General features: G+C 40.8%; 19 protein-coding genes and 2 pseudogenes. 12 read left to right on the forward strand and 9 right to left on the reverse strand.

Annotated elements, in window-relative coordinates; all coding sequences use genetic code 11:
• Window positions 1-348 precede the first annotated feature (348 nt).
• A complete protein-coding gene (apcD, locus tag H6G96_RS16750; protein ID WP_190912507.1) occupies window positions 349-834 on the reverse strand; it encodes an allophycocyanin subunit alpha-B in 486 nt (161 codons plus the stop codon).
• Between the two features lie 187 nt (window positions 835-1,021).
• Between apcD and rlmD the strand changes: the two genes are divergently transcribed.
• A complete protein-coding gene (gene rlmD, locus H6G96_RS16755) occupies window positions 1,022-2,428 on the forward strand; it encodes a 23S rRNA (uracil(1939)-C(5))-methyltransferase RlmD (protein ID WP_190912508.1) in 1,407 nt (468 codons plus the stop codon).
• A gap of 389 nt (window positions 2,429-2,817) precedes the next feature.
• A complete protein-coding gene (locus H6G96_RS16760) occupies window positions 2,818-3,276 on the forward strand; it encodes an ATP-binding protein (RefSeq protein WP_190912509.1) in 459 nt (152 codons plus the stop codon).
• A gap of 48 nt (window positions 3,277-3,324) precedes the next feature.
• On the opposite strand, the gene H6G96_RS16765 is transcribed toward H6G96_RS16760, so the two are convergent.
• Window positions 3,325-3,603: a DUF6439 family protein gene (locus H6G96_RS16765; RefSeq protein ID WP_094328229.1), complete on the reverse strand. Its 279-nt coding sequence runs from the start codon at window positions 3,601-3,603 to the stop codon at window positions 3,325-3,327.
• Window positions 3,604-3,647: 44 nt separating this feature from the next.
• On the opposite strand from H6G96_RS16765, the gene H6G96_RS16770 reads away from it, so the two are divergent.
• Entirely contained in the window at window positions 3,648-4,010 is a 363-nt protein-coding gene (locus H6G96_RS16770; RefSeq protein WP_190912510.1) for a hypothetical protein, read from the forward strand.
• A gap of 2 nt (window positions 4,011-4,012) precedes the next feature.
• Window positions 4,013-5,404, forward strand: coding sequence for an asparagine--tRNA ligase (asnS, locus tag H6G96_RS16775; protein ID WP_190912511.1), 1,392 nt, complete (start codon window positions 4,013-4,015; stop codon window positions 5,402-5,404).
• A 130-nt stretch (window positions 5,405-5,534) separates the two neighbouring features.
• Here asnS and H6G96_RS16780 read toward each other — a convergent pair whose 3' ends face one another.
• Together H6G96_RS16780 and H6G96_RS16785 are read right to left on the reverse strand one after the other, a co-directional pair.
• On the reverse strand, window positions 5,535-5,732 hold the full coding sequence (locus tag H6G96_RS16780; RefSeq protein ID WP_190912512.1) for a hypothetical protein: 198 nt from the start codon (window positions 5,730-5,732) through the stop codon (window positions 5,535-5,537).
• Between the two features lie 165 nt (window positions 5,733-5,897).
• Entirely contained in the window at window positions 5,898-7,169 is a 1,272-nt protein-coding gene (locus H6G96_RS16785) for a hypothetical protein (protein ID WP_190912513.1), read from the reverse strand.
• 636 nt (window positions 7,170-7,805) lie between these two features.
• Here H6G96_RS16785 and H6G96_RS16790 point away from each other — a divergent pair.
• Window positions 7,806-8,114 carry an NIL domain-containing protein gene (locus H6G96_RS16790; protein ID WP_190912514.1) on the forward strand — a complete coding sequence of 103 codons (309 nt, stop codon included), beginning with the start codon at window positions 7,806-7,808 and terminating at the stop codon, window positions 8,112-8,114.
• A gap of 77 nt (window positions 8,115-8,191) precedes the next feature.
• Here the strand turns inward: H6G96_RS16790 and H6G96_RS16795 are convergent, their stop codons facing one another.
• Together H6G96_RS16795 and H6G96_RS16800 are read right to left on the reverse strand one after the other, a co-directional pair.
• Window positions 8,192-8,869, reverse strand: a complete 678-nt coding sequence (locus H6G96_RS16795; protein ID WP_012407592.1) for a response regulator transcription factor — start codon at window positions 8,867-8,869, stop codon at window positions 8,192-8,194.
• A 329-nt stretch (window positions 8,870-9,198) separates the two neighbouring features.
• On the reverse strand, window positions 9,199-9,657 hold the full coding sequence (locus H6G96_RS16800) for a ferredoxin (RefSeq protein WP_190912515.1): 459 nt from the start codon (window positions 9,655-9,657) through the stop codon (window positions 9,199-9,201).
• A gap of 341 nt (window positions 9,658-9,998) precedes the next feature.
• Here H6G96_RS16800 and groES point away from each other — a divergent pair, with 341 nt between their 5' ends.
• From groES to H6G96_RS16815, 3 genes and pseudogenes are all read left to right on the forward strand, one after another.
• The gene (groES, locus tag H6G96_RS16805) at window positions 9,999-10,310 is read left to right on the forward strand and encodes a co-chaperone GroES (RefSeq protein ID WP_190729978.1); all 312 of its coding nucleotides are present in this window, start codon (window positions 9,999-10,001) and stop codon (window positions 10,308-10,310) included.
• A 122-nt stretch (window positions 10,311-10,432) separates the two neighbouring features.
• Window positions 10,433-12,067: a chaperonin GroEL gene (gene groL, locus H6G96_RS16810; protein ID WP_190912516.1), complete on the forward strand. Its 1,635-nt coding sequence runs from the start codon at window positions 10,433-10,435 to the stop codon at window positions 12,065-12,067.
• A gap of 79 nt (window positions 12,068-12,146) precedes the next feature.
• Window positions 12,147-12,963: pseudogene (locus H6G96_RS16815) on the forward strand (DUF4351 domain-containing protein).
• 27 nt (window positions 12,964-12,990) lie between these two features.
• Here H6G96_RS16815 and H6G96_RS16820 read toward each other — a convergent pair.
• The 3 genes and pseudogenes from H6G96_RS16820 to H6G96_RS41400 form a co-directional block, all read right to left on the reverse strand.
• Entirely contained in the window at window positions 12,991-13,410 is a 420-nt protein-coding gene (locus H6G96_RS16820) for a hypothetical protein (RefSeq protein WP_190912517.1), read from the reverse strand.
• Window positions 13,410-13,715 carry a hypothetical protein gene (locus H6G96_RS41395; RefSeq protein WP_242063299.1) on the reverse strand — a complete coding sequence of 102 codons (306 nt, stop codon included), beginning with the start codon at window positions 13,713-13,715 and terminating at the stop codon, window positions 13,410-13,412. Before H6G96_RS41395 ends, H6G96_RS16820 begins: the two co-directional genes overlap by 1 nt.
• Window positions 13,690-14,298, reverse strand: a pseudogene (locus H6G96_RS41400) (ParA family protein). The gene H6G96_RS41395 and the pseudogene H6G96_RS41400 overlap by 26 nt, the downstream one beginning before the upstream one ends.
• Before the next feature lie 72 nt (window positions 14,299-14,370).
• Here H6G96_RS41400 and H6G96_RS16830 point away from each other — a divergent pair.
• The 4 genes from H6G96_RS16830 (at window position 14,371) to H6G96_RS16845 (ending at window position 17,247) form a co-directional block, all read left to right on the forward strand.
• Complete coding sequence (locus H6G96_RS16830) at window positions 14,371-15,150, forward strand: class I SAM-dependent methyltransferase (RefSeq protein WP_190912518.1); 780 nt, start codon at window positions 14,371-14,373, stop codon at window positions 15,148-15,150.
• Window positions 15,151-15,224: 74 nt separating this feature from the next.
• On the forward strand, window positions 15,225-16,064 hold the full coding sequence (locus tag H6G96_RS16835) for an urease accessory protein UreD (protein WP_190912519.1): 840 nt from the start codon (window positions 15,225-15,227) through the stop codon (window positions 16,062-16,064).
• Between the two features lie 39 nt (window positions 16,065-16,103).
• Window positions 16,104-16,406 carry an urease subunit gamma gene (gene ureA / locus H6G96_RS16840; RefSeq protein ID WP_190736634.1) on the forward strand — a complete coding sequence of 101 codons (303 nt, stop codon included), beginning with the start codon at window positions 16,104-16,106 and terminating at the stop codon, window positions 16,404-16,406.
• A 94-nt stretch (window positions 16,407-16,500) separates the two neighbouring features.
• Window positions 16,501-17,247: a hypothetical protein gene (locus tag H6G96_RS16845; protein WP_190912520.1), complete on the forward strand. Its 747-nt coding sequence runs from the start codon at window positions 16,501-16,503 to the stop codon at window positions 17,245-17,247.
• The last annotated feature ends 22 nt before the right edge of the window (window positions 17,248-17,269 follow it).

Genomic DNA, 17,269 nt, shown 5'->3' on the forward strand with positions numbered 1-17,269 from the left:
TTTATGATTAGGATCGTTACTTTGCGATCGCTAACTAGGCATAATTAATGACAACTGAACTCTAGCCGAGTCATTAATAGGGAACACACTTAATAGCCGACAGCCTTTATCAAGGACTGTCGGTTTTTTGTGTCCGTATGTCTTTCATCCTTTGAGAAATGCCCCATAGTTATACTTAAATAAATTTCCCCACAACTGGTTAGTAACTTGACAGAGATTTTGCCACAGCCACTACCAAGTGTGGGGAGGGTATGATCAAATTGGGTATCTTATGCCTATGGAGCGCTATATATTGCACTCACTCTAGTAGACCGGAAGTATACTCCTAAAACCAGCACATACTTTGTATTAAGACATCGCTTGAATGATGTAATCAAAGTAAGGTCCAGCTTCGGCTGCGTCTTCTGCACTCAGTAAGCTAAGGGAGGCTATTTTGAGGGAATTGATCGCTTCTACCATTCCAGGCACGGGAACGCCCAATGAGTTGTACATTTCCCGCACACCAATCAAACCAATTTTTTCAATTGGCTCTTTATCGCCGGCAAGCACACCATAGGTAATTAGACGCAAGTACCAGCCAAAATCGCGGATGCATAGAGAGCGTTGGCGTTCTCCATAAGCATTACCTCCAGGGGAGATAAAGTCAGGACGCTTCTGCCAAAGTTGTTTGGTTGCTTCTTGAACTATCTTTTTTTCGTTTTCGGCTAAGGTAGCCGCAATCCGCGTCCGTTGTACGCCGGTTTCCAAAAAGTCTTTGATGTTTTTAAGTTCGCCACTGCTGGGATAACGCAGTTCGTCGTCGGCTTTGAGAATAACTTGGCTAATTACAGTCATGATTATTGAAATCACCTGAAATATTATCTGTTAGTTTAGCGAGTTGGAGGTACACAAGTGAAGGGATAGGAGCTACTTATGTATTGAATTTATCTTTTTAGGGAGTGGGGAGCAGAGGAAGCAGGGGAAGAAGAATTAATAACTAATGTCAAATGCTCCATGCCCAATAACAAATGACTAATGACTAATGACTAAAATAATTTGGCAACAGGGTGAATTAATTGAAGTAACGATCGCTAACCTGAGTGATACAGGTGATGGTGTGGGACGCGCTGATGAGCGTGTAGTGTTTGTCCCAGATACTGTTCCGGGCGATCGCGCCCTTGTCCGCTTGGTTCATGTTAAACCAAAATACGGACACGGGAAGCTCCAGGAGCTATTGGAACCATCCCCCCACCGTATCCGACCTAGTTGCATTGTGGCGGATAAGTGCGGTGGTTGCCAGTGGCAGCATATTAATTATGATTACCAGCTAGTAGCCAAGCAAAATCAAGTTATCCAAGCTTTGGAACGGATTGGCGGTTTTGTCCAACCACCAGTAGATCCGGTACTCGCCGCCTCTTCTGCTTTAGGCTATCGTAATAAATCTACATATCCTCTCTCGCTCTCGGCAACGGGACAGGTACAAGCTGGTTACTACCAAAAAGGTAGTCACCAATTAATTAATTTAAATCAATGTCCAGTCCAAGATTCACGATTAAATCCCTTGCTTGCCGAAGTTAAGCAGGATATCCAACAACAAGGTTGGCCAATCTATGACGAACAGCGCCATCTTGGACAAATTCGCCATCTTGGTTTACGCATTGGCCGACACACTGGAGAAATGTTGCTGACTTTGGTGGTAAAGGACTGGAATTTATCAGGAATTGAAACCCAAGCGCAAGAATGGTTAAAGCGTTATCCGCAGTTAGTAGGAGTGTCGCTCAACCGCAATAGCGATCGCACAAATGCTATCTTTGGATCAGAAACCCGTTGCATCGCTGGAGTCCCCCACCTGCGTGAGAATTTTGCTGGACTGGAATTTCAAGTGCGCCCAGATACCTTTTTCCAAGTGTATACAGAAACAGCAGAAGCACTATTGCAGGTAATTGAATCAGAACTCAATCTTCAAGGGCATGAGTTGCTAGTTGATGCCTACTGTGGTATTGGGACTTTAACTTTACCTCTCGCCAAAAAAGTACGTATTGCCACAGGATTAGAAGTGCAACCAGCAGCAGTGGAACAAGCTATTTTGAATGCTCACCGCAACGGAATTGATAATGTGACATTCCAAGTCGGCGCAGTAGAGAAATTGCTTCCGAAAATGGGCACAATACCAGAAGTAGTAATACTCGATCCGCCACGTAAGGGGTGCGATCGGGCTGTAATCGAAACTTTACGGCAATTGAAACCATCTCGGATAGTTTACGTCAGCTGTAAAGTAGCCACCCTCGCCCGTGACCTGAAATTGCTTTGTCAAGATGGGCAATATACTATCACACGGGTACAACCTGCTGATTTTTTCCCTCAAACTGCTCATGTTGAAGCTGCTGCCTTTCTTGTGCTATCACATTTGGACAAGGATAGTAATTCCTTTACAAAAACTGAAATTTGAAATTTTTAGTCTAGTGGATACTAAAGATGCTAAAATTGAATTAAGGCAAAAATAAAAATTCATTTTGTTTAAATAAATTCAAGTTGCATAGGTTCTTAGAAATATGAATTGGATTGTGTAAATTACAAATCGGCAATTAACTAGAGTATGCCAATACTCTGTCAAATTACTAGCATCTTTTTAAGTCGCTAAATTGATTATCAAAAGCATCCCAGCCGTTATATATCTAATCAATCCCAACTCATACTATAGAGCAAATGCTCCCTAGCATTTTCAAAATTTAGTTTTAAAGACGCAAGTTTGAAGGCAGCATGACCACCTCAATTTTATCAGGGTGCCTGTAATAGCAAACTGATGTCTAGCTAACTGAAAGCTATGGGGTTTCTCTTGTGATTACAATTTCACTCCGTCCAGTTGCACGTTATTGGGGCACTATTAGTTTTGCCTCAACCCTCTACCTTTGTCCAATCTTAGATTTACTGTTGGCAGAAATCCCAGCTAAATTACAAGCAGAACTGCGGCTAGGACTTCAAGAAGCCTTAGTAAACGCAGCTAAACATGGCAATAATCTTGATCCAAGTAAAACAGTTGTAGTTCGTTTTTCCTTAATAGATAATCAATATTGGTGGGTAATATCAGATCAGGGTAGTGGCTTTACTCCTTCATCTACTAGTGAAGAAGAGCCAACAGACTATTTACCACCAGATGAATCAGAAAGTGGCCGTGGTTTATGTCTTCTCCATCAAATTTTTGATCAGGTAGAGTGGAACCGCAAAGGCACAGAATTGAGGCTTTGTAAACAAATGGAAAATCGCCGAGGACTATCTCTGCGACGGGAACGTAATTAGGAGTTAGGAGTTAATAATTTAAAACTTTTAACTCCTCACTCCTAACTTTTAACTTTTTCCGTGAGTCGGACAGGGAGGAGCAGAAATGGAGCGATCTAACCAACCAATTGCCTGTTCTAATCTAGCTTGAGCTTCTTGTGGCTGATTCTTTAAAAGATACACAATCGCTGCTGCCACTTGTTCATTAGCGCGGGAATTGCGGTTAGACTTGAGGCGATGCCAATCGTTAGGGGAAATGCTCAGTCTTTCCATGAGGGCTTGAGCAAGTTCTAGAGTACTAAGTTCATTCAGTTGACTGGTTTTCGGCAGCTGGGTAGATTGGGACATAACTATTGGCACATTTGCATTTACTTCTACTGTACTACTTGTAAATGAAGCCGCCTAAACAATCACAGCCGTCAGCAGAAAATCCCGAACCAGATTTTGCACAAGAACTAGAGGAAGTAGAGCGATCGCTCCTATCCTTAAAAGAACGTTACGATCAAGTGCAACGCGATCGCCAACAACAGGCACAATGGCAACAGCGCCGGGATCAACTAAAGCACAATAAATCTCAGACACCAGAAATCAAAGCAGAGTTACGGCACATTCAACAGCAGTTGGAAATGCTAGAAGTAAACTTAGAAAGCCAGTTATTTTCTTGGCGTAGCCTCAAAAAACCTTTCTGGCAAGTCGTCCGCTTTGGTGGAATGGGCGTTATCATAGGCTGGATATTAAAGTCTTATGCTGGGTAAATATGGCAAATCGACGGATTGCAGAAATATTGCGAAGTGGTCAACCTGATGAGTCCCTCCAAGTGCAAGGCTGGGTACGGACAAAGCGCGAGTCCAAAGGGTTTGCTTTTATTGAAGTCAATGACGGCTCATCACTAGCTAATTTGCAAGTCGTCATCAATCAGGATTTGCCAGATTACGAAGCTATATTGAAAAAATTGAATACGGGTGCTGCTGTTGAAGCTACAGGGGTACTGGTGGCTTCTCTGGGTAAAGGACAGCGAATTGAATTGAAAGCCGAGTCCGTGAAAGTTTATGGTGAAGCTGATCCCGATACATATCCTCTGCAAAAGAAACGCCATTCCTTTGAGTTTCTGCGAACCATTGGACATTTGCGATCGCGTACTAATTCCTTTGGTGCAGTTTTTCGTGTCAGAAATGCTTGTTCGACAGCAATTCACCAATTTTTCCAGCAAAGAGGCTTTTTGTGGGTACACACACCGATCATCACCGCTAGCGATTGCGAAGGCGCGGGTGAACTGTTTAGCGTTACCAGTTTAGATTTAAAGAATATTCCCCGCACAGAAAATCAAGCAGTAGATTACAGCCAAGACTTTTTTGCGAAACCCACATATTTAACAGTTAGCGGCCAGTTGGAAGCGGAAGTTATGGCGATGGCGTTTAGTAACGTCTACACCTTTGGCCCTACCTTCCGTGCAGAAAATTCCAACACCTCCCGTCACCTAGCAGAATTTTGGATGGTTGAGCCAGAAATGGCTTTTTGTGACTTAGAAGGCGATATGGATTTAGCTGAGGCATTTCTCAAACACATTTTTAAATATGTGTTGGAAACTTGCCCAGAAGATATGGAATTTTTCAATGAACGCATTGATAAATCTGTGTTGGCAACAGCCGAAAATATTATTAATAATCAGTTTGAACGGTTAACTTATACAGAAGCCATTAAACTTTTAGAAAAAGCTGATGTTAAATTTGAATATCCAGTGAGTTGGGGTTTAGATTTACAATCAGAACATGAACGGTATCTAGCTGAACAACTATTTAAAAAGCCTGCGATCGTTACAGATTATCCAGCGCAAATCAAAGCTTTTTACATGCGCTTAAACGACGATGAAAAAACCGTCCGTGCAATGGATATTCTCGCACCAAAAATTGGCGAAATTGTCGGCGGTTCCCAGCGCGAAGAACGCCTAGAAATATTAGAACGCCGTGTGTTAGCGCAGGGGTTAAAGCCAGAAGATTTGTGGTGGTATCTTGATTTGCGTCGTTATGGTACTGTTCCACATGCAGGTTTTGGACTAGGTTTTGAACGACTTGTCCAATTTATGACAGGTATGGGAAATATTCGTGATGTGATTCCGTTCCCACGTACACCACAAAGTGCTGAGTTTTAGTTTAAATTTTAGACCTATTATCGCGTCTACACAAACCAATTCTATCTGCACGGATTAATAAAAACTTTGAAACCCGCGAATGCGAGTTTTGTTTGTATAGCCACGTATTTTCTAAAACTATTAATGAAAATTAAGATTTTTGAATCTCCTCTTGTAAAACTTGAACTTGCTCAATAGATAATTCAGTAACTTGAGCAATTTGTTCTAAACTCATTCCAATTCGCAACAAATTTAAAGCAAACTTTCTTGTTGTTTCTGCTTTACCTTTAGCTTCCCCTTTGGCTTCGCCTTCTTCTAGGATTTGTTTATAAATGACTGATTCGCGCATAATCTCACTCCTTAAAATCTTGCTAATTACTTACATTTTTATTTAACACCAGACCTGCTAAAATGCCACTGGCAGCAGCCATATTTCTTTGTAGCTGGCGATCCTATAAACTACCAGTTATTTGTAAATAATGTATTCTCTAATTCGGACGTTATTTACAGGTTGCTACAGGTATTTAAGGGACTCTGGCACTCCCCAAATTTTAATTTTTCTATCAATGCTATAACTAACAATGAAGTTACGATCGCTACTCATGGCAACATAACCAATTGGCGCTGTATGCCCCTGCAATGTACATAATTTTCTGTTCATTGCCAAATCCCAAACAACTATTTCGTAGTTGTCTGTACAGTAGATTAAAACTCTACCATCTGAGCTTATAAGGCAAGGAGCAACACCCGAAGATGTATAGAGAATGCGATCGCTGATCAATTCCCACACACACGCCTTATTTTCCCGGATTCCGCAAGCCAAAACTTGCCCATCAAGACGATTCGCAAGTGAATTTACTGTCAGGGTAGGCAGATTATCTAATGTTTGAGTAAGTTCTCCTGTTTCGGTATTCCACATTTGTAGCCTATTCTGCAATCTCTGCTTGAAACGTGCAACCAAGAACTTTCCATCAGGGGTGAAGAGAAGGGGTGTAGTCAACCAAAGGTTTAGCTTTGATTGATTCCATGAATTATCATAAGGAATTAAAGCCACATCTTGAAATTGATGATGGAGGCGACGAGTATATGTTTGATAATCCCAGATATCTAACTTTCCTGTTCTGCCTTGAGTATAGCCAGTAGCAACTAATGGCTGTTTAGTTGGGCAGACAGCCAAGCAATGGGGATGGGCTTGAACAGTACGCATAAGGTAATCGGGATAAGTACCAATCGGCTCTTGTGTTTCTGTATCTAATGGCCAGAGAAAGTCCTGAAAGCTAATGATACACACCTTGCCGCTTTTGCCTAAACCAAATTCGTGAGCCATCGCCAGATCAAAATCTTTCTTACTTTGACCTGTTTCCAAATGCCAAATATTAACGAAAGATTGCTTATAAGACAGATCCCAATAACAAATAAGGGTGTTATTGTAATCTGCGATCGCAAAATAATATGGATGATGTTGTTCAGGTTTGTAGCAATCTAGATTAAATTCCGTCAAGGTATGCAGGCATTGCATTTTTGCAAAGGGCAGATAATTCCATAGGGCTTGTTCAGCAGTAGCTTCGCTGCTGTAGGACAATAACAGCAAAGCTAATTCCCGCACTTCTCTGACGCCATCGCCCAATGCCTGGATTACTAGATCAATTCCTTTAGGCCCATATTGAAATGCTTCTAAAAGAGCAGCGACTTTTTCTTTTGTAGAACCACCGCGCAAACGATATCTAATGCCCTTTAATCCCTCTAGTGCTGCACTAGAAGAAGAAACTAGGTCGTGTTCTCTCATAACCTCGCTGTTATCTGTGGGAGAATTTATCTAATAGTGTATGTCCATTAAATCTGCCAAAAGAAGAGAAATCTTGAGCGCATATTTTGCTAGTACAACTCCTTAGTCAGATTGAGCATACCCGTATTGTTTAGCTGACTCAAAACCTTTGCTTCGTACTTAAATAGTTCAATGGGTTTGGGGTTATTCTCAGTCAGCATTTTTAAAACTTTAGTTTTGCCACGCTCGTCAACTTCAAAAGTGTTACCAAAGCCACCTTGTCCTAGCGAGACTTAAACATTTTTGAGACAGAAACAAGGCTTAAACCTAGACAGGTAAAGGGAAATACACCGAAGGCTCAAATATTTAGAATATGCACCTGCAATAATATTTCTTTTATACATAATAAATTAGGGTTACAACAATTGTTGTAACCCTACAGATTCGCTATATTCAATTTGCTCGAAAGCCCTTATATAATAACAATTAACCTCATAACTACCGAATTATGAGCAATTCTTCACATTTACTACATCTAGTTTAATGGTTTGCAAAGGTAAATACTTTCTTGCTTGCCTACGTGGGATAAGTGACGCTAGTGTTAAAAGAATTGTGCAAAGTAAAACCTCCATCCCAGAAGTCGAGTAGGAAGCTAGAATGGCAATTCCAAATAAACAAGTAAAATCTAATACTGATATTTTAGATAATAGACGCACCCAAACTCGCATCCAAGTTCGCATTCCTAAAGACTTGTATGAGGAACCAGTCATTTCACGACTGGTTTCTCACTATGGGGTCATAGTCATTATTGCTGATGCTCAGGTAAGCGCAAACGTGCCACAATATAGCTGCTTCGATCTGGAACTGCGAGGTACTGTTTCTCAGATTGAAAGCGCCCTAACTTACCTAGATGAACTGGATTTAGAAGTTTTGCACCAATCCAGCCCTGAAGAAGATGGTTGGTAAATTTTAGTTAGGAGTTAGGAGTTAGAAGTTAAAAAATTCATAATTCGTAACTCCTAACTTTTAACTCTTAACTTTGTTTAAGCCATTTGATTTTCAATCGCCCACCGTGCTAGTTCAGTGCGGTTGTGGAGATTGGTTTTGCCCAACATATTGGACACATGGCTTTCAACCGTGCGCTGACTAACATTTAGTTCTTCAGCAATTTCCCGGTTAGCTAAACCTCTAGCAACAAACTGGACTACTTTCAGTTCAGTTGGGGTTAATTGCACATCGAAGGGAACCTGGATACGGGAACCGTTTTCGCCTCCTTTTGCTTGGTGTTCTTTCCAACGGATAGTTTGTTTCAGTGAGGATTCAACTTGCGCTACGAGTTCTTCTGGTTCAAAGGGTTTGACCATATAAACATCAGCACCTTTATTCAGACCTTTAACTCGGTCTGCACTTTGTCCCTTAGCTGAAAGGAAAAGAACCGGAATCCAGCTGGTGCGTTCGTTTTGCCGGACTTGTTCCACAAAAGTATATCCGTCCATTTCCGGCATCATCACGTCGCAGATGATCATGTCTGGAACATCTTGCTCTAAAATTTCCAGAGCTTCACGTCCATTTTCGGCGGTGATAACTTCATATCCCCGGAATTCTAAGTAATCCTTCACCAGCAAGATGAGGTTAGGGTCATCATCAATCAATAGAAGTCGTTTGTGATCTTTCATGCTGGGCTCTTTCATAGCAGTGGCACTTGTCGCGCTTCGGTCCATCAAAGTCTTGAATATTTATCCTCTATGGTGGGTTATTTGGAGGTGTTGTCCTTTTCCCTACTTAACTTGCCTTTGCTGTCTCGAAGTCTCAAAAATGCCGAGCATTTTTAAAAGACTAGTCGCTCGATAGCAAAAGTCCAGCAAGGATACGTATAGCAGTAGTATCTATAATGCGCTATTATATATCGCATTGAAAGTGGCGGGCGAGAAAACACTGATTAAATAATAATCCTTCTGACTCACAAGTAAGTATTGGCTTAAAGATGACCCTACCTCAAAACCAACCCGCACTTTCTTAAAGCTTACTGCAATAACATATCCTTCGGTTGTTAAACCTCTATGAGGTGTTCACAAGAAACTAAGGAAGTTTCTGGCAAAGGATGGGTTAAAAATGCATATTCTTGTACCACCTCATTGCCTATTAAGTGTTCTTGGATGATCCGCTCAATAACTTCCGGGCTTGCTTGGCGATACCAGACACCATCAGGGTAAACCATCATTATGGGTCTAGAACAACAAACGCGCAAGCAGTTGGCTTTAGTTCTATAGACGCAAATGGGATAACTCTGTTGTGGCTCATCAAATTTTAACTCTTTAAGCCGCTTTTTTAAGTATTCCCAGGATTCCAGACTAGCTCGTTTTGAGCAGCAGTTAGCAATTGTCTGGACAGCGCCAATAAAAATGTGTCGCTGAGTTTTTGCAAGTCCTAAACTTTCTACACAATTACTCAGGGATTTATGTTCTAGAGATTTAGTGGTTTTGGGGATTTGATGGCTAGACTGGATCACTGTATTGTTACTTATCGAGCGACTCCCTGATTACAGTTTTATAACAATTTCCAAGCTTTGCAAATAAAGTTGACTGAGTAGGGAATGGGGGATGGGGCATTAGACATTGTGAAAACTCTTCACTAGTCTTGACTCCCGACTTCCTTTGACCATATAGAAATATACGTAACTTATTGAACAAAACCTGAAGGGTAAAAATAATTAAGCATTTATACTTAAGTATATCTATGAGCTTCTAGTTCGGGAACCCGTACTCAAAGAATTCTTGCCATTGGATGCTACTTTTCGGTAAATTAGCACTCAGGAGTCGAGAGTGCTAAACTCTAAGGGAAAGAAATAATATGGCAGCTTTATCTTTAAGCGTTTCTACAGTTAAACCTTTGAGCGATCGCGTTTTCGTAAAAGTGAACGCCTCTGAGGAAAAGACCGCAGGTGGTCTGTATTTGCCCGATACCGCCAAGGAAAAGCCCCAAGTAGGGGAAGTAGTGGCTCTTGGCCCTGGCAAGCGTAACGATGACGGTAGCCGTCAAGAATTGGAAATTAAAGTAGGCGATAAGGTGCTGTACTCTAAGTACGCTGGCACAGATATTAAACTCGGCACCGAAGAATATGTACTGCTTTCTGAAAAAGATATTTTAGCAGTCGTTGTTTAGTAGGGAGTGGGGAATGGGGAATAGGGAATGTCAAAAATAAAGACAATGCCCAATGCCCGATGCCCAATGCCCAATGCCCAATTCAAGAAAAAATTGACTTAACTCCCAAAATTTAGACACCTATGGCAAAGCGCATTATCTATAACGAAAACGCCCGTCGCGCCTTAGAACGAGGCATGGACATCTTGGCTGAGGCTGTAGCTGTTACCCTTGGCCCTAAAGGTCGTAACGTAGTCCTAGAAAAGAAATTTGGCGCACCGCAAATTGTTAATGACGGTGTAACGATCGCCAAAGAAATCGAATTAGAAGACCACATTGAAAATACTGGTGTAGCTTTGATTCGTCAAGCTGCTTCTAAGACCAATGATGCCGCGGGCGATGGCACTACAACTGCTACCGTTTTAGCTCATGCGATCGTCAAAGAAGGCTTGCGGAACGTTGCAGCTGGTGCTAACGCAATTTCACTCAAGCGCGGGATTGACAAAGCTACTAATTTCCTTGTAGACAGAATCAAGGAACACGCCCGTCCAGTGGAAGATTCCAAAGCCATTGCACAAGTTGGTGCGATCTCGGCTGGTAATGACGAAGAAGTCGGTCAAATGATTGCCCAAGCAATGGACAAGGTGGGTAAGGAAGGCGTAATTTCCCTAGAAGAAGGGAAATCTATGTTCACCGAGTTGGAAATCACTGAAGGGATGCGCTTTGACAAAGGCTACATCTCTCCCTATTTCGCTACCGACGCTGAACGGATGGAAGCGGTTTTTGATGAGCCTTTCCTACTGTTGACTGACAAGAAAATTGCCTTAGTTCAAGACCTTGTACCAGTATTAGAACAAGTAGCTCGTGCTGGTCGTCCTTTGGTAATTATCGCTGAAGATATCGAAAAAGAAGCTTTAGCAACCTTGGTAGTAAACCGTTTGCGCGGTGTACTCAACGTAGCTGCTGTTAAGGCTCCTGGCTTTGGCGATCGCCGCAAAGCACTACTAGAAGACATCGCTGTTTTAACTGGTGGTCAACTAATTACCGAAGATGCTGGTCTGAAGCTAGATAACACCAAGTTAGATAGCCTGGGTAAAGCTCGCCGGATCACCATCACCAAGGACAGCACCACAATTGTTGCCGAAGGTAACGAAGCTGCTGTTAAGGCTCGTGTAGAACAGATTCGTCGTCAAATCGATGAAACTGAATCTTCTTACGACAAAGAGAAATTACAAGAGCGTCTTGCTAAACTCTCTGGTGGTGTCGCTGTAGTGAAAGTGGGTGCAGCGACCGAAACCGAAATGAAAGACAAGAAGTTGCGCCTAGAAGACGCTATCAACGCCACTAAAGCTGCTGTGGAAGAAGGTATTGTTCCTGGCGGTGGTACAACTCTGGCTCACCTTGCTCCTGAATTGGAAGAGTGGGCAAAGAGCAACCTTAAGGATGAAGAGTTGATTGGTGCTTTGATTGTCGTTCGTGCCTTACCTGCCCCTCTGAAGCGGATTGCTGAAAACGCCGGTCAGAATGGTGCTGTGATCGCTGAACGCGTCAAAGAGAAAGACTTCAACGTTGGCTACAACGCTGCGACAAACGAATTCGTCGATTTGTTAGCTGCTGGTATTGTTGACCCTGCTAAAGTGACTCGTTCTGCTCTGCAAAACGCTGCTTCCATCGCTGGTATGGTGTTGACAACCGAATGTATTATAGTTGACAAGCCTGAGCCTAAAGATAGCGCTCCTGCTGGCGCTGGCGCTGGTGGCGGCGACTTCGATTACTAATACTTTGTAGTTACATAATAAAACAGCTGCTTCCCTTGTGGAGGCGGCTGTTTTTTTGTGTCAAAAGAAGAGGAAAAGGGTGAGTTACGACAACGCTTGTAAATATTTAGCTGAACAGTACCCAGCCGAGTTTGCCCGTTGGTTGCTTGGGGTAGAGGTGCAACAAATTAAAGTCTTAAAAACGGAACTCACGCTTGAACCAATTCGCGCGGATTCTGTGACATTTTTGCAAGTAGCTAACCAAATTTTGCACATTGAATTTCAAACTTTGGCAAAATCTAATCCGGCGCTTAATTTCCAAATGCTCGATTATTCTGTGAGGTTGAAGCGTCAATATCGTTGTCCTGTAGTGCAAGTGCTAATCTTTTTACAAGAAACTACTAACGAAATCGTTTTTACTGAAGAATATCGGGATAACACGACGATTCACCAATATCAGGTTGTTCGTCTTTGGGAGCAAGATTCAACACTATTTTTAGCTAATCCGGCGCTGTTATCTTTAGCAAGTTTGACGCGAACTGACTCGCCGCAAACTTTACTGGCACAAGTGGCTGAACAAGTCTCTACAATTCCAGATAGAGAGGAGCGACAAAATATCGCGGGTTGTGTAGAAATTCTGGCGGGTTTGCTTGCGGTTTGAAAAGGATTTGGTTCGGCAATTTTTGCGGGAGGATATTATGAAAAAGTCTGTAATTTATCAAGATATCGTTCAAAAGGAAGCGTTTAAATTGATTAGTCGTCTACTTAAACGGCGTTTTGGTGATATTGATGGATCGTTAGTTGAACAGGTTCGTAATTTATCTGCTGAACAGTTAGAAAATTTGGGAGAGGAACTACTTGATTTTTCCGAAATTGCTGATTTGGTAGTTTGGTTAGAACAGCAGAAGAGGAATTAATAAAAACGATTTACTTTTAAAGCTGCATTATATTTTAGAGATTGAGACTGCAAGTAGTTTTCCACTTTTATCTTGAGCTTGCAATTTTTGAATAATATGCTCAATAATACTATTCAAATCCTTCCGGCGGCGCATAGAGCGTTTCAGGTCAAGTTGACCGTGTTTCAACAATTCTCTAACCTGTTCTCCTAGCTCAGTTAAATAAAACCTCAGTTGTTCTTCACCCTGTTCGCGTAAAACTTGCCGACATTCAGTTAGGATAATATCGCCATTTTCGAGAGTTTTACTAGCGTTTGACTGCTTTGGTATTACGTCAGATGAATCTTTACTTTTTTGAGCATTTAAACTGTTAGTTAGACATTTTTCTACAGCCTTGGCAAGTTTTGGATCAGCTTCTACGACTTCTGCGATCGCTCTTAATAAATCTGCAATTTGTGATGCTTCCATTATCTACCTACTCTCTGTATAAATTCTTTAGTTAATTTCACCATAGAATCATGAGAATCAGCATATTTTTGTTTATATGTCAAATAATTACTCAACTCTAACCCTTCTGCAATTTTGGCTCTTTCTAAAATTTTGGTTTCAAAAACTTGTGGATAGAAAGGGTTAACAATAATAGAGTTTAAATTTTCACTTTGGGCTATAGTTCGGTTGTAACGAGAAATTAATGTTTCAACTGCTTTTAAGTTATGTACATAATCTCTATTAAACTTTTCAATGTGTTCAAGTAATAAATCTAATCCATCCATGAATTGACATTCGGTTAGGTACACAAGGGATTATACAAGCATGGCTAGCTAGAAATGCACTTTTAACTACTGTGTTAATATTGGGAGCGCAGTCTATTAAAATATAATCATAATTATTTAGTAAGGGTTTAATGATTGTACGAATAAGATCAACAGGTTTAAAGTTAAAAGAATAATAACCGGATGGCAATTCTTCCTAGATTTCAAATAGCCTTGGGCTACTAGGTATCAGATGTAAGTGAGCAAAAGAATTTCCATTCCTAACATTTGAAACATTGTGTTTAACTATAAAATTTTCATTTTTAACATTTTCTAAAAAATATTCAGGATCTTTGAATAAATAAGGCAATGTCAATTTTTTACTTTCAAATTTTTTTTCCCAAATCTCTTCTGACATTAAAGCACTAGTCAAATTACTTTGAGGATCAAGGTCAATAGCAAGTACACGCTTTTTGTACATGGTATCGCCAGCTAAATATTCTGCTAATGCCATAACGATGGTAGTTTTGCCAACTCCACCCTTGAGGTTGCAAATGCTTATCACTTTAGCTGTCATAATTTCTGGTAGATTGACGCATTTCATAGGCTAAATCTCTATGTTTCCCTGAAAATATGCCCAGCTAACAAATTTATTTTTACTTTTCCATAAAAACTCATGAGCCAAATTAATCCTGAAACAACTCCTTTACATACCTTAAACCCACTCAAACGATTTTCTGACAGAGCAGAGGATTATGTAAAATATCGACCGAGCTACCCCGCAGAGGCAATTGATATTATTTTAGAAGGATTAGGCGAAAATTCAAAACTCGTAGCAGTAGATATTGGTGCAGGTACAGGAATTGCTTCAAGATTGTTAGCTGAACGCGGAGTTAATGTCATAGGCATAGAACCAAACGCGGCGATGCGAGAAGCTGCTAAACCACATCCTTTTATAGAGTTTCGTGATGGAACAGCAGAATTTACCCAACTACCTGATAATTCAGTTGATTTAGTTACTTGTTTTCAAGCTTTCCACTGGTTCAATCCCGAACCAACTTTATTGGAATTTCAGCGCATTCTAAAACCATCAGCACGCTTGGCTGTGGTGTGGAATAACCGCGATCAAGAAGATGCGTTAACTACAGAATATAGCCGAATAGTCCGTGAGGCATCTAATAATCATCCAGCAGAATCTCGAATGCAATCGGTAGAGCCATTGTTAGTAACTCCCCATTTTATTAATATCCGTGAATATAATTTTACTTATAGACAACAGTTAGATTTAACTGGACTTATTGGACGAGCAATGAGTGTTTCTTACCTTCCGTGTGAAGGCTCGGCATACGAACAGCTTATTGATAATTTTCAAGAATTATATCAGCGCTTTCGTGATAAAAGTGGTTTTATCTATATGGTCTATCGTACTAGCGTACACCTTGGCGAAAATCAATGATAAATTGCAAGTAAAGTAGTAGAGAATGCATTAAATAAATATAAAATATCTGAACTTTAATCTTGAATTTATAAATGGCCTGCAATTCGCAAGTAGCAGAAGGTTGGCATGGCAAACTTAATTTAGTCTATGCCGATCGCCAGGGTAAAACCCAATTAATTTACAATCACCAACAAGCGCCCCTGAAGGTACAACGCCCATTTTATCCAGAAGGGGAAAAAGTTTGTCATAGCGTAATTTTACACACGGCTGGGGGAATGGTGGCAGGCGATCGCTTATCCTCTAACATCCACCTCCAACCCCAAGCCCAAACCTTAATCACTACAGCTGCTGCAAGCAAGATATACCGCAGCAATGGCTTACAAGCTAGACAAACTATCCAGATGCAAGTTGATGCTGGTGCTTGTTTGGAATGGTTGCCGCAAGAGACAATTTTATTTAACGACGCGATTTATCGGCAAAATTTACGGGTAGAATTAGCAACCGGGGCTAGTTGGTTAGGCTGGGAAATTACCCGATTTGGTCGCAGTGCTAGAGGAGAAAAATTCTTGCAAGGAGAATGGCGATCGCACACTGAAATTTGGCAAAAAGATGTTCCATTGTGGATTGATCGACAATGGTTACGGGGTAGCGAAGAAACTTTTCACAGTCCGCACGGTTTGGCTGGAAAACCAATAGTAGGTAGTCTTGTTTGGGTTGGTAGTGCAGTTTCAGTAGAAATTGTCGAAAAAACGCGAAATTTATGGGATGGGAAAGGAGAAGCGGGTGTTAGTCGGTTACAACATGGATTATTGTGTCGATATCGCGGTGCTTCTACATCTGAGGTGAGAAATTGGTTTATTGATGTTTGGCAGATGCTGCGAGTTTCTTTCTTAAATCGTGGTAATTGTATACCAAGAGTGTGGCAGGTTTGAACAAACCGCAGAGGCGCAGAGAACACAGAGGAGGTAAGAATGCAACTTACGCCGCAGGAAAAAGATAAGCTATTAATTTTTACTGCTGCTTTATTAGCAGAAAGACGGAAAGGGAGGGGTTTAAAACTGAATTATCCCGAAGCGATCGCTTATATTTCTGCTGCCATTTTAGAAGGCGCAAGGGATGGGCAAACTGTAGCTGAATTGATGAGTTACGGTACAACTCTATTGACGCGAGATGATGTCATGGAAGGGATACCTGAAATGGTACATGAAGTGCAGGTAGAAGCAACTTTTCCTGATGGTACCAAGTTAGTGACAGTACATAATCCAATTCGTTAAATTTACTTAATACTGTGTTATTTTTAAGTCTAACAGTATAAAATTTAGCACTAGCTAAAATTTTACTGCTTGACAATAGTCAAGCATAAAGGCAATGAATACAGGAAACCCTGGCTTGACAGCAACCATTCTAACCACTGCTATAACTACTGCCTTTGCCATTGTAGCCGGAATAGTTAATCACATTATGTCTGGTAACAGAGACAGAGAAAATCAGCAGAAAATTGCATCCTTAAAATATACTGAGCAGCAGCTAGAAGAACTATATGGGCCACTCGCTTTTCTGATCTGGGAAGGTAGATGTACTTATACAGATTTAGTAAAAAAGTTTATAGAAATGCGCCATCAGAAACAGAACAATGGTGATAAAGATGAAAAAATAAGCCCCTTGCAAAACCAAGAAGAAATTAAACATAAAGGTGATAAAATAGGTCCCTTGCAAAACCAAGAAGAAATTGAACTCTGGATTTTTTGGATAGAAAAAGATGCTTTTCCTCGCCATGAAAAAATTAAAAAGCTTTTGATGACAAAGACACACTTAATTGAAGGTGAAATAATGCCAGAAAGTTATAGAAAATTTTTGGATTACCATAATTCTTGGAAAATGGAACATCTGCGGTGGCAAGAACAGCAAATTAAATATTCGGGGAAATCAAAATTTGACTTTCCATTACAATTTGAAACTGATATTCTTAATACTTTTACAAACCTTAAGCTTCAACAAGCAAAGTTTTTAAAATCTAATCATGACTTACGCAAAAATAGCTATATTTACGCAAAAATAGCCAAAAATCTTAATTTATTAAACCGTCAAGATGCTAGAAACGCCAAAAAATCGTAGAGTGTACGTAATTCCTATTTAA

This window comes from Nostoc sp. FACHB-892 (assembly GCF_014698795.1).
Lineage (GTDB): Bacteria > Cyanobacteriota > Cyanobacteriia > Cyanobacteriales > Nostocaceae > Nostoc.

What these genes read in the sequence shown, in the direction of transcription:
- H6G96_RS41395 (WP_242063299.1), bottom strand. Translation starts at nt 13,715, where the DNA reads ATGGATGGATTAGATTTATTACTTGAACACATTGAAAAGTTTAATAGA.
- H6G96_RS16790 (WP_190912514.1), top strand. Translation starts at nt 7,806, where the DNA reads ATGGCAATTCCAAATAAACAAGTAAAATCTAATACTGATATTTTAGAT.
- H6G96_RS16830 (WP_190912518.1), top strand. Translation starts at nt 14,371, where the DNA reads ATGAGCCAAATTAATCCTGAAACAACTCCTTTACATACCTTAAACCCA.
- groES (WP_190729978.1), top strand. Translation starts at nt 9,999, where the DNA reads ATGGCAGCTTTATCTTTAAGCGTTTCTACAGTTAAACCTTTGAGCGAT.
- ureA (WP_190736634.1), top strand. Translation starts at nt 16,104, where the DNA reads ATGCAACTTACGCCGCAGGAAAAAGATAAGCTATTAATTTTTACTGCT.
- H6G96_RS16835 (WP_190912519.1), top strand. Translation starts at nt 15,225, where the DNA reads ATGGCCTGCAATTCGCAAGTAGCAGAAGGTTGGCATGGCAAACTTAAT.
- H6G96_RS16770 (WP_190912510.1), top strand. Translation starts at nt 3,648, where the DNA reads ATGAAGCCGCCTAAACAATCACAGCCGTCAGCAGAAAATCCCGAACCA.
- H6G96_RS16765 (WP_094328229.1), bottom strand. Translation starts at nt 3,603, where the DNA reads ATGTCCCAATCTACCCAGCTGCCGAAAACCAGTCAACTGAATGAACTT.
- asnS (WP_190912511.1), top strand. Translation starts at nt 4,013, where the DNA reads ATGGCAAATCGACGGATTGCAGAAATATTGCGAAGTGGTCAACCTGAT.
- H6G96_RS16820 (WP_190912517.1), bottom strand. Translation starts at nt 13,410, where the DNA reads ATGGAAGCATCACAAATTGCAGATTTATTAAGAGCGATCGCAGAAGTC.
- H6G96_RS16785 (WP_190912513.1), bottom strand. Translation starts at nt 7,169, where the DNA reads ATGAGAGAACACGACCTAGTTTCTTCTTCTAGTGCAGCACTAGAGGGA.
- H6G96_RS16845 (WP_190912520.1), top strand. Translation starts at nt 16,501, where the DNA reads ATGAATACAGGAAACCCTGGCTTGACAGCAACCATTCTAACCACTGCT.
- H6G96_RS16795 (WP_012407592.1), bottom strand. Translation starts at nt 8,869, where the DNA reads ATGGACCGAAGCGCGACAAGTGCCACTGCTATGAAAGAGCCCAGCATG.
- groL (WP_190912516.1), top strand. Translation starts at nt 10,433, where the DNA reads ATGGCAAAGCGCATTATCTATAACGAAAACGCCCGTCGCGCCTTAGAA.
- H6G96_RS16780 (WP_190912512.1), bottom strand. Translation starts at nt 5,732, where the DNA reads ATGCGCGAATCAGTCATTTATAAACAAATCCTAGAAGAAGGCGAAGCC.
- apcD (WP_190912507.1), bottom strand. Translation starts at nt 834, where the DNA reads ATGACTGTAATTAGCCAAGTTATTCTCAAAGCCGACGACGAACTGCGT.
- rlmD (WP_190912508.1), top strand. Translation starts at nt 1,022, where the DNA reads ATGACTAAAATAATTTGGCAACAGGGTGAATTAATTGAAGTAACGATC.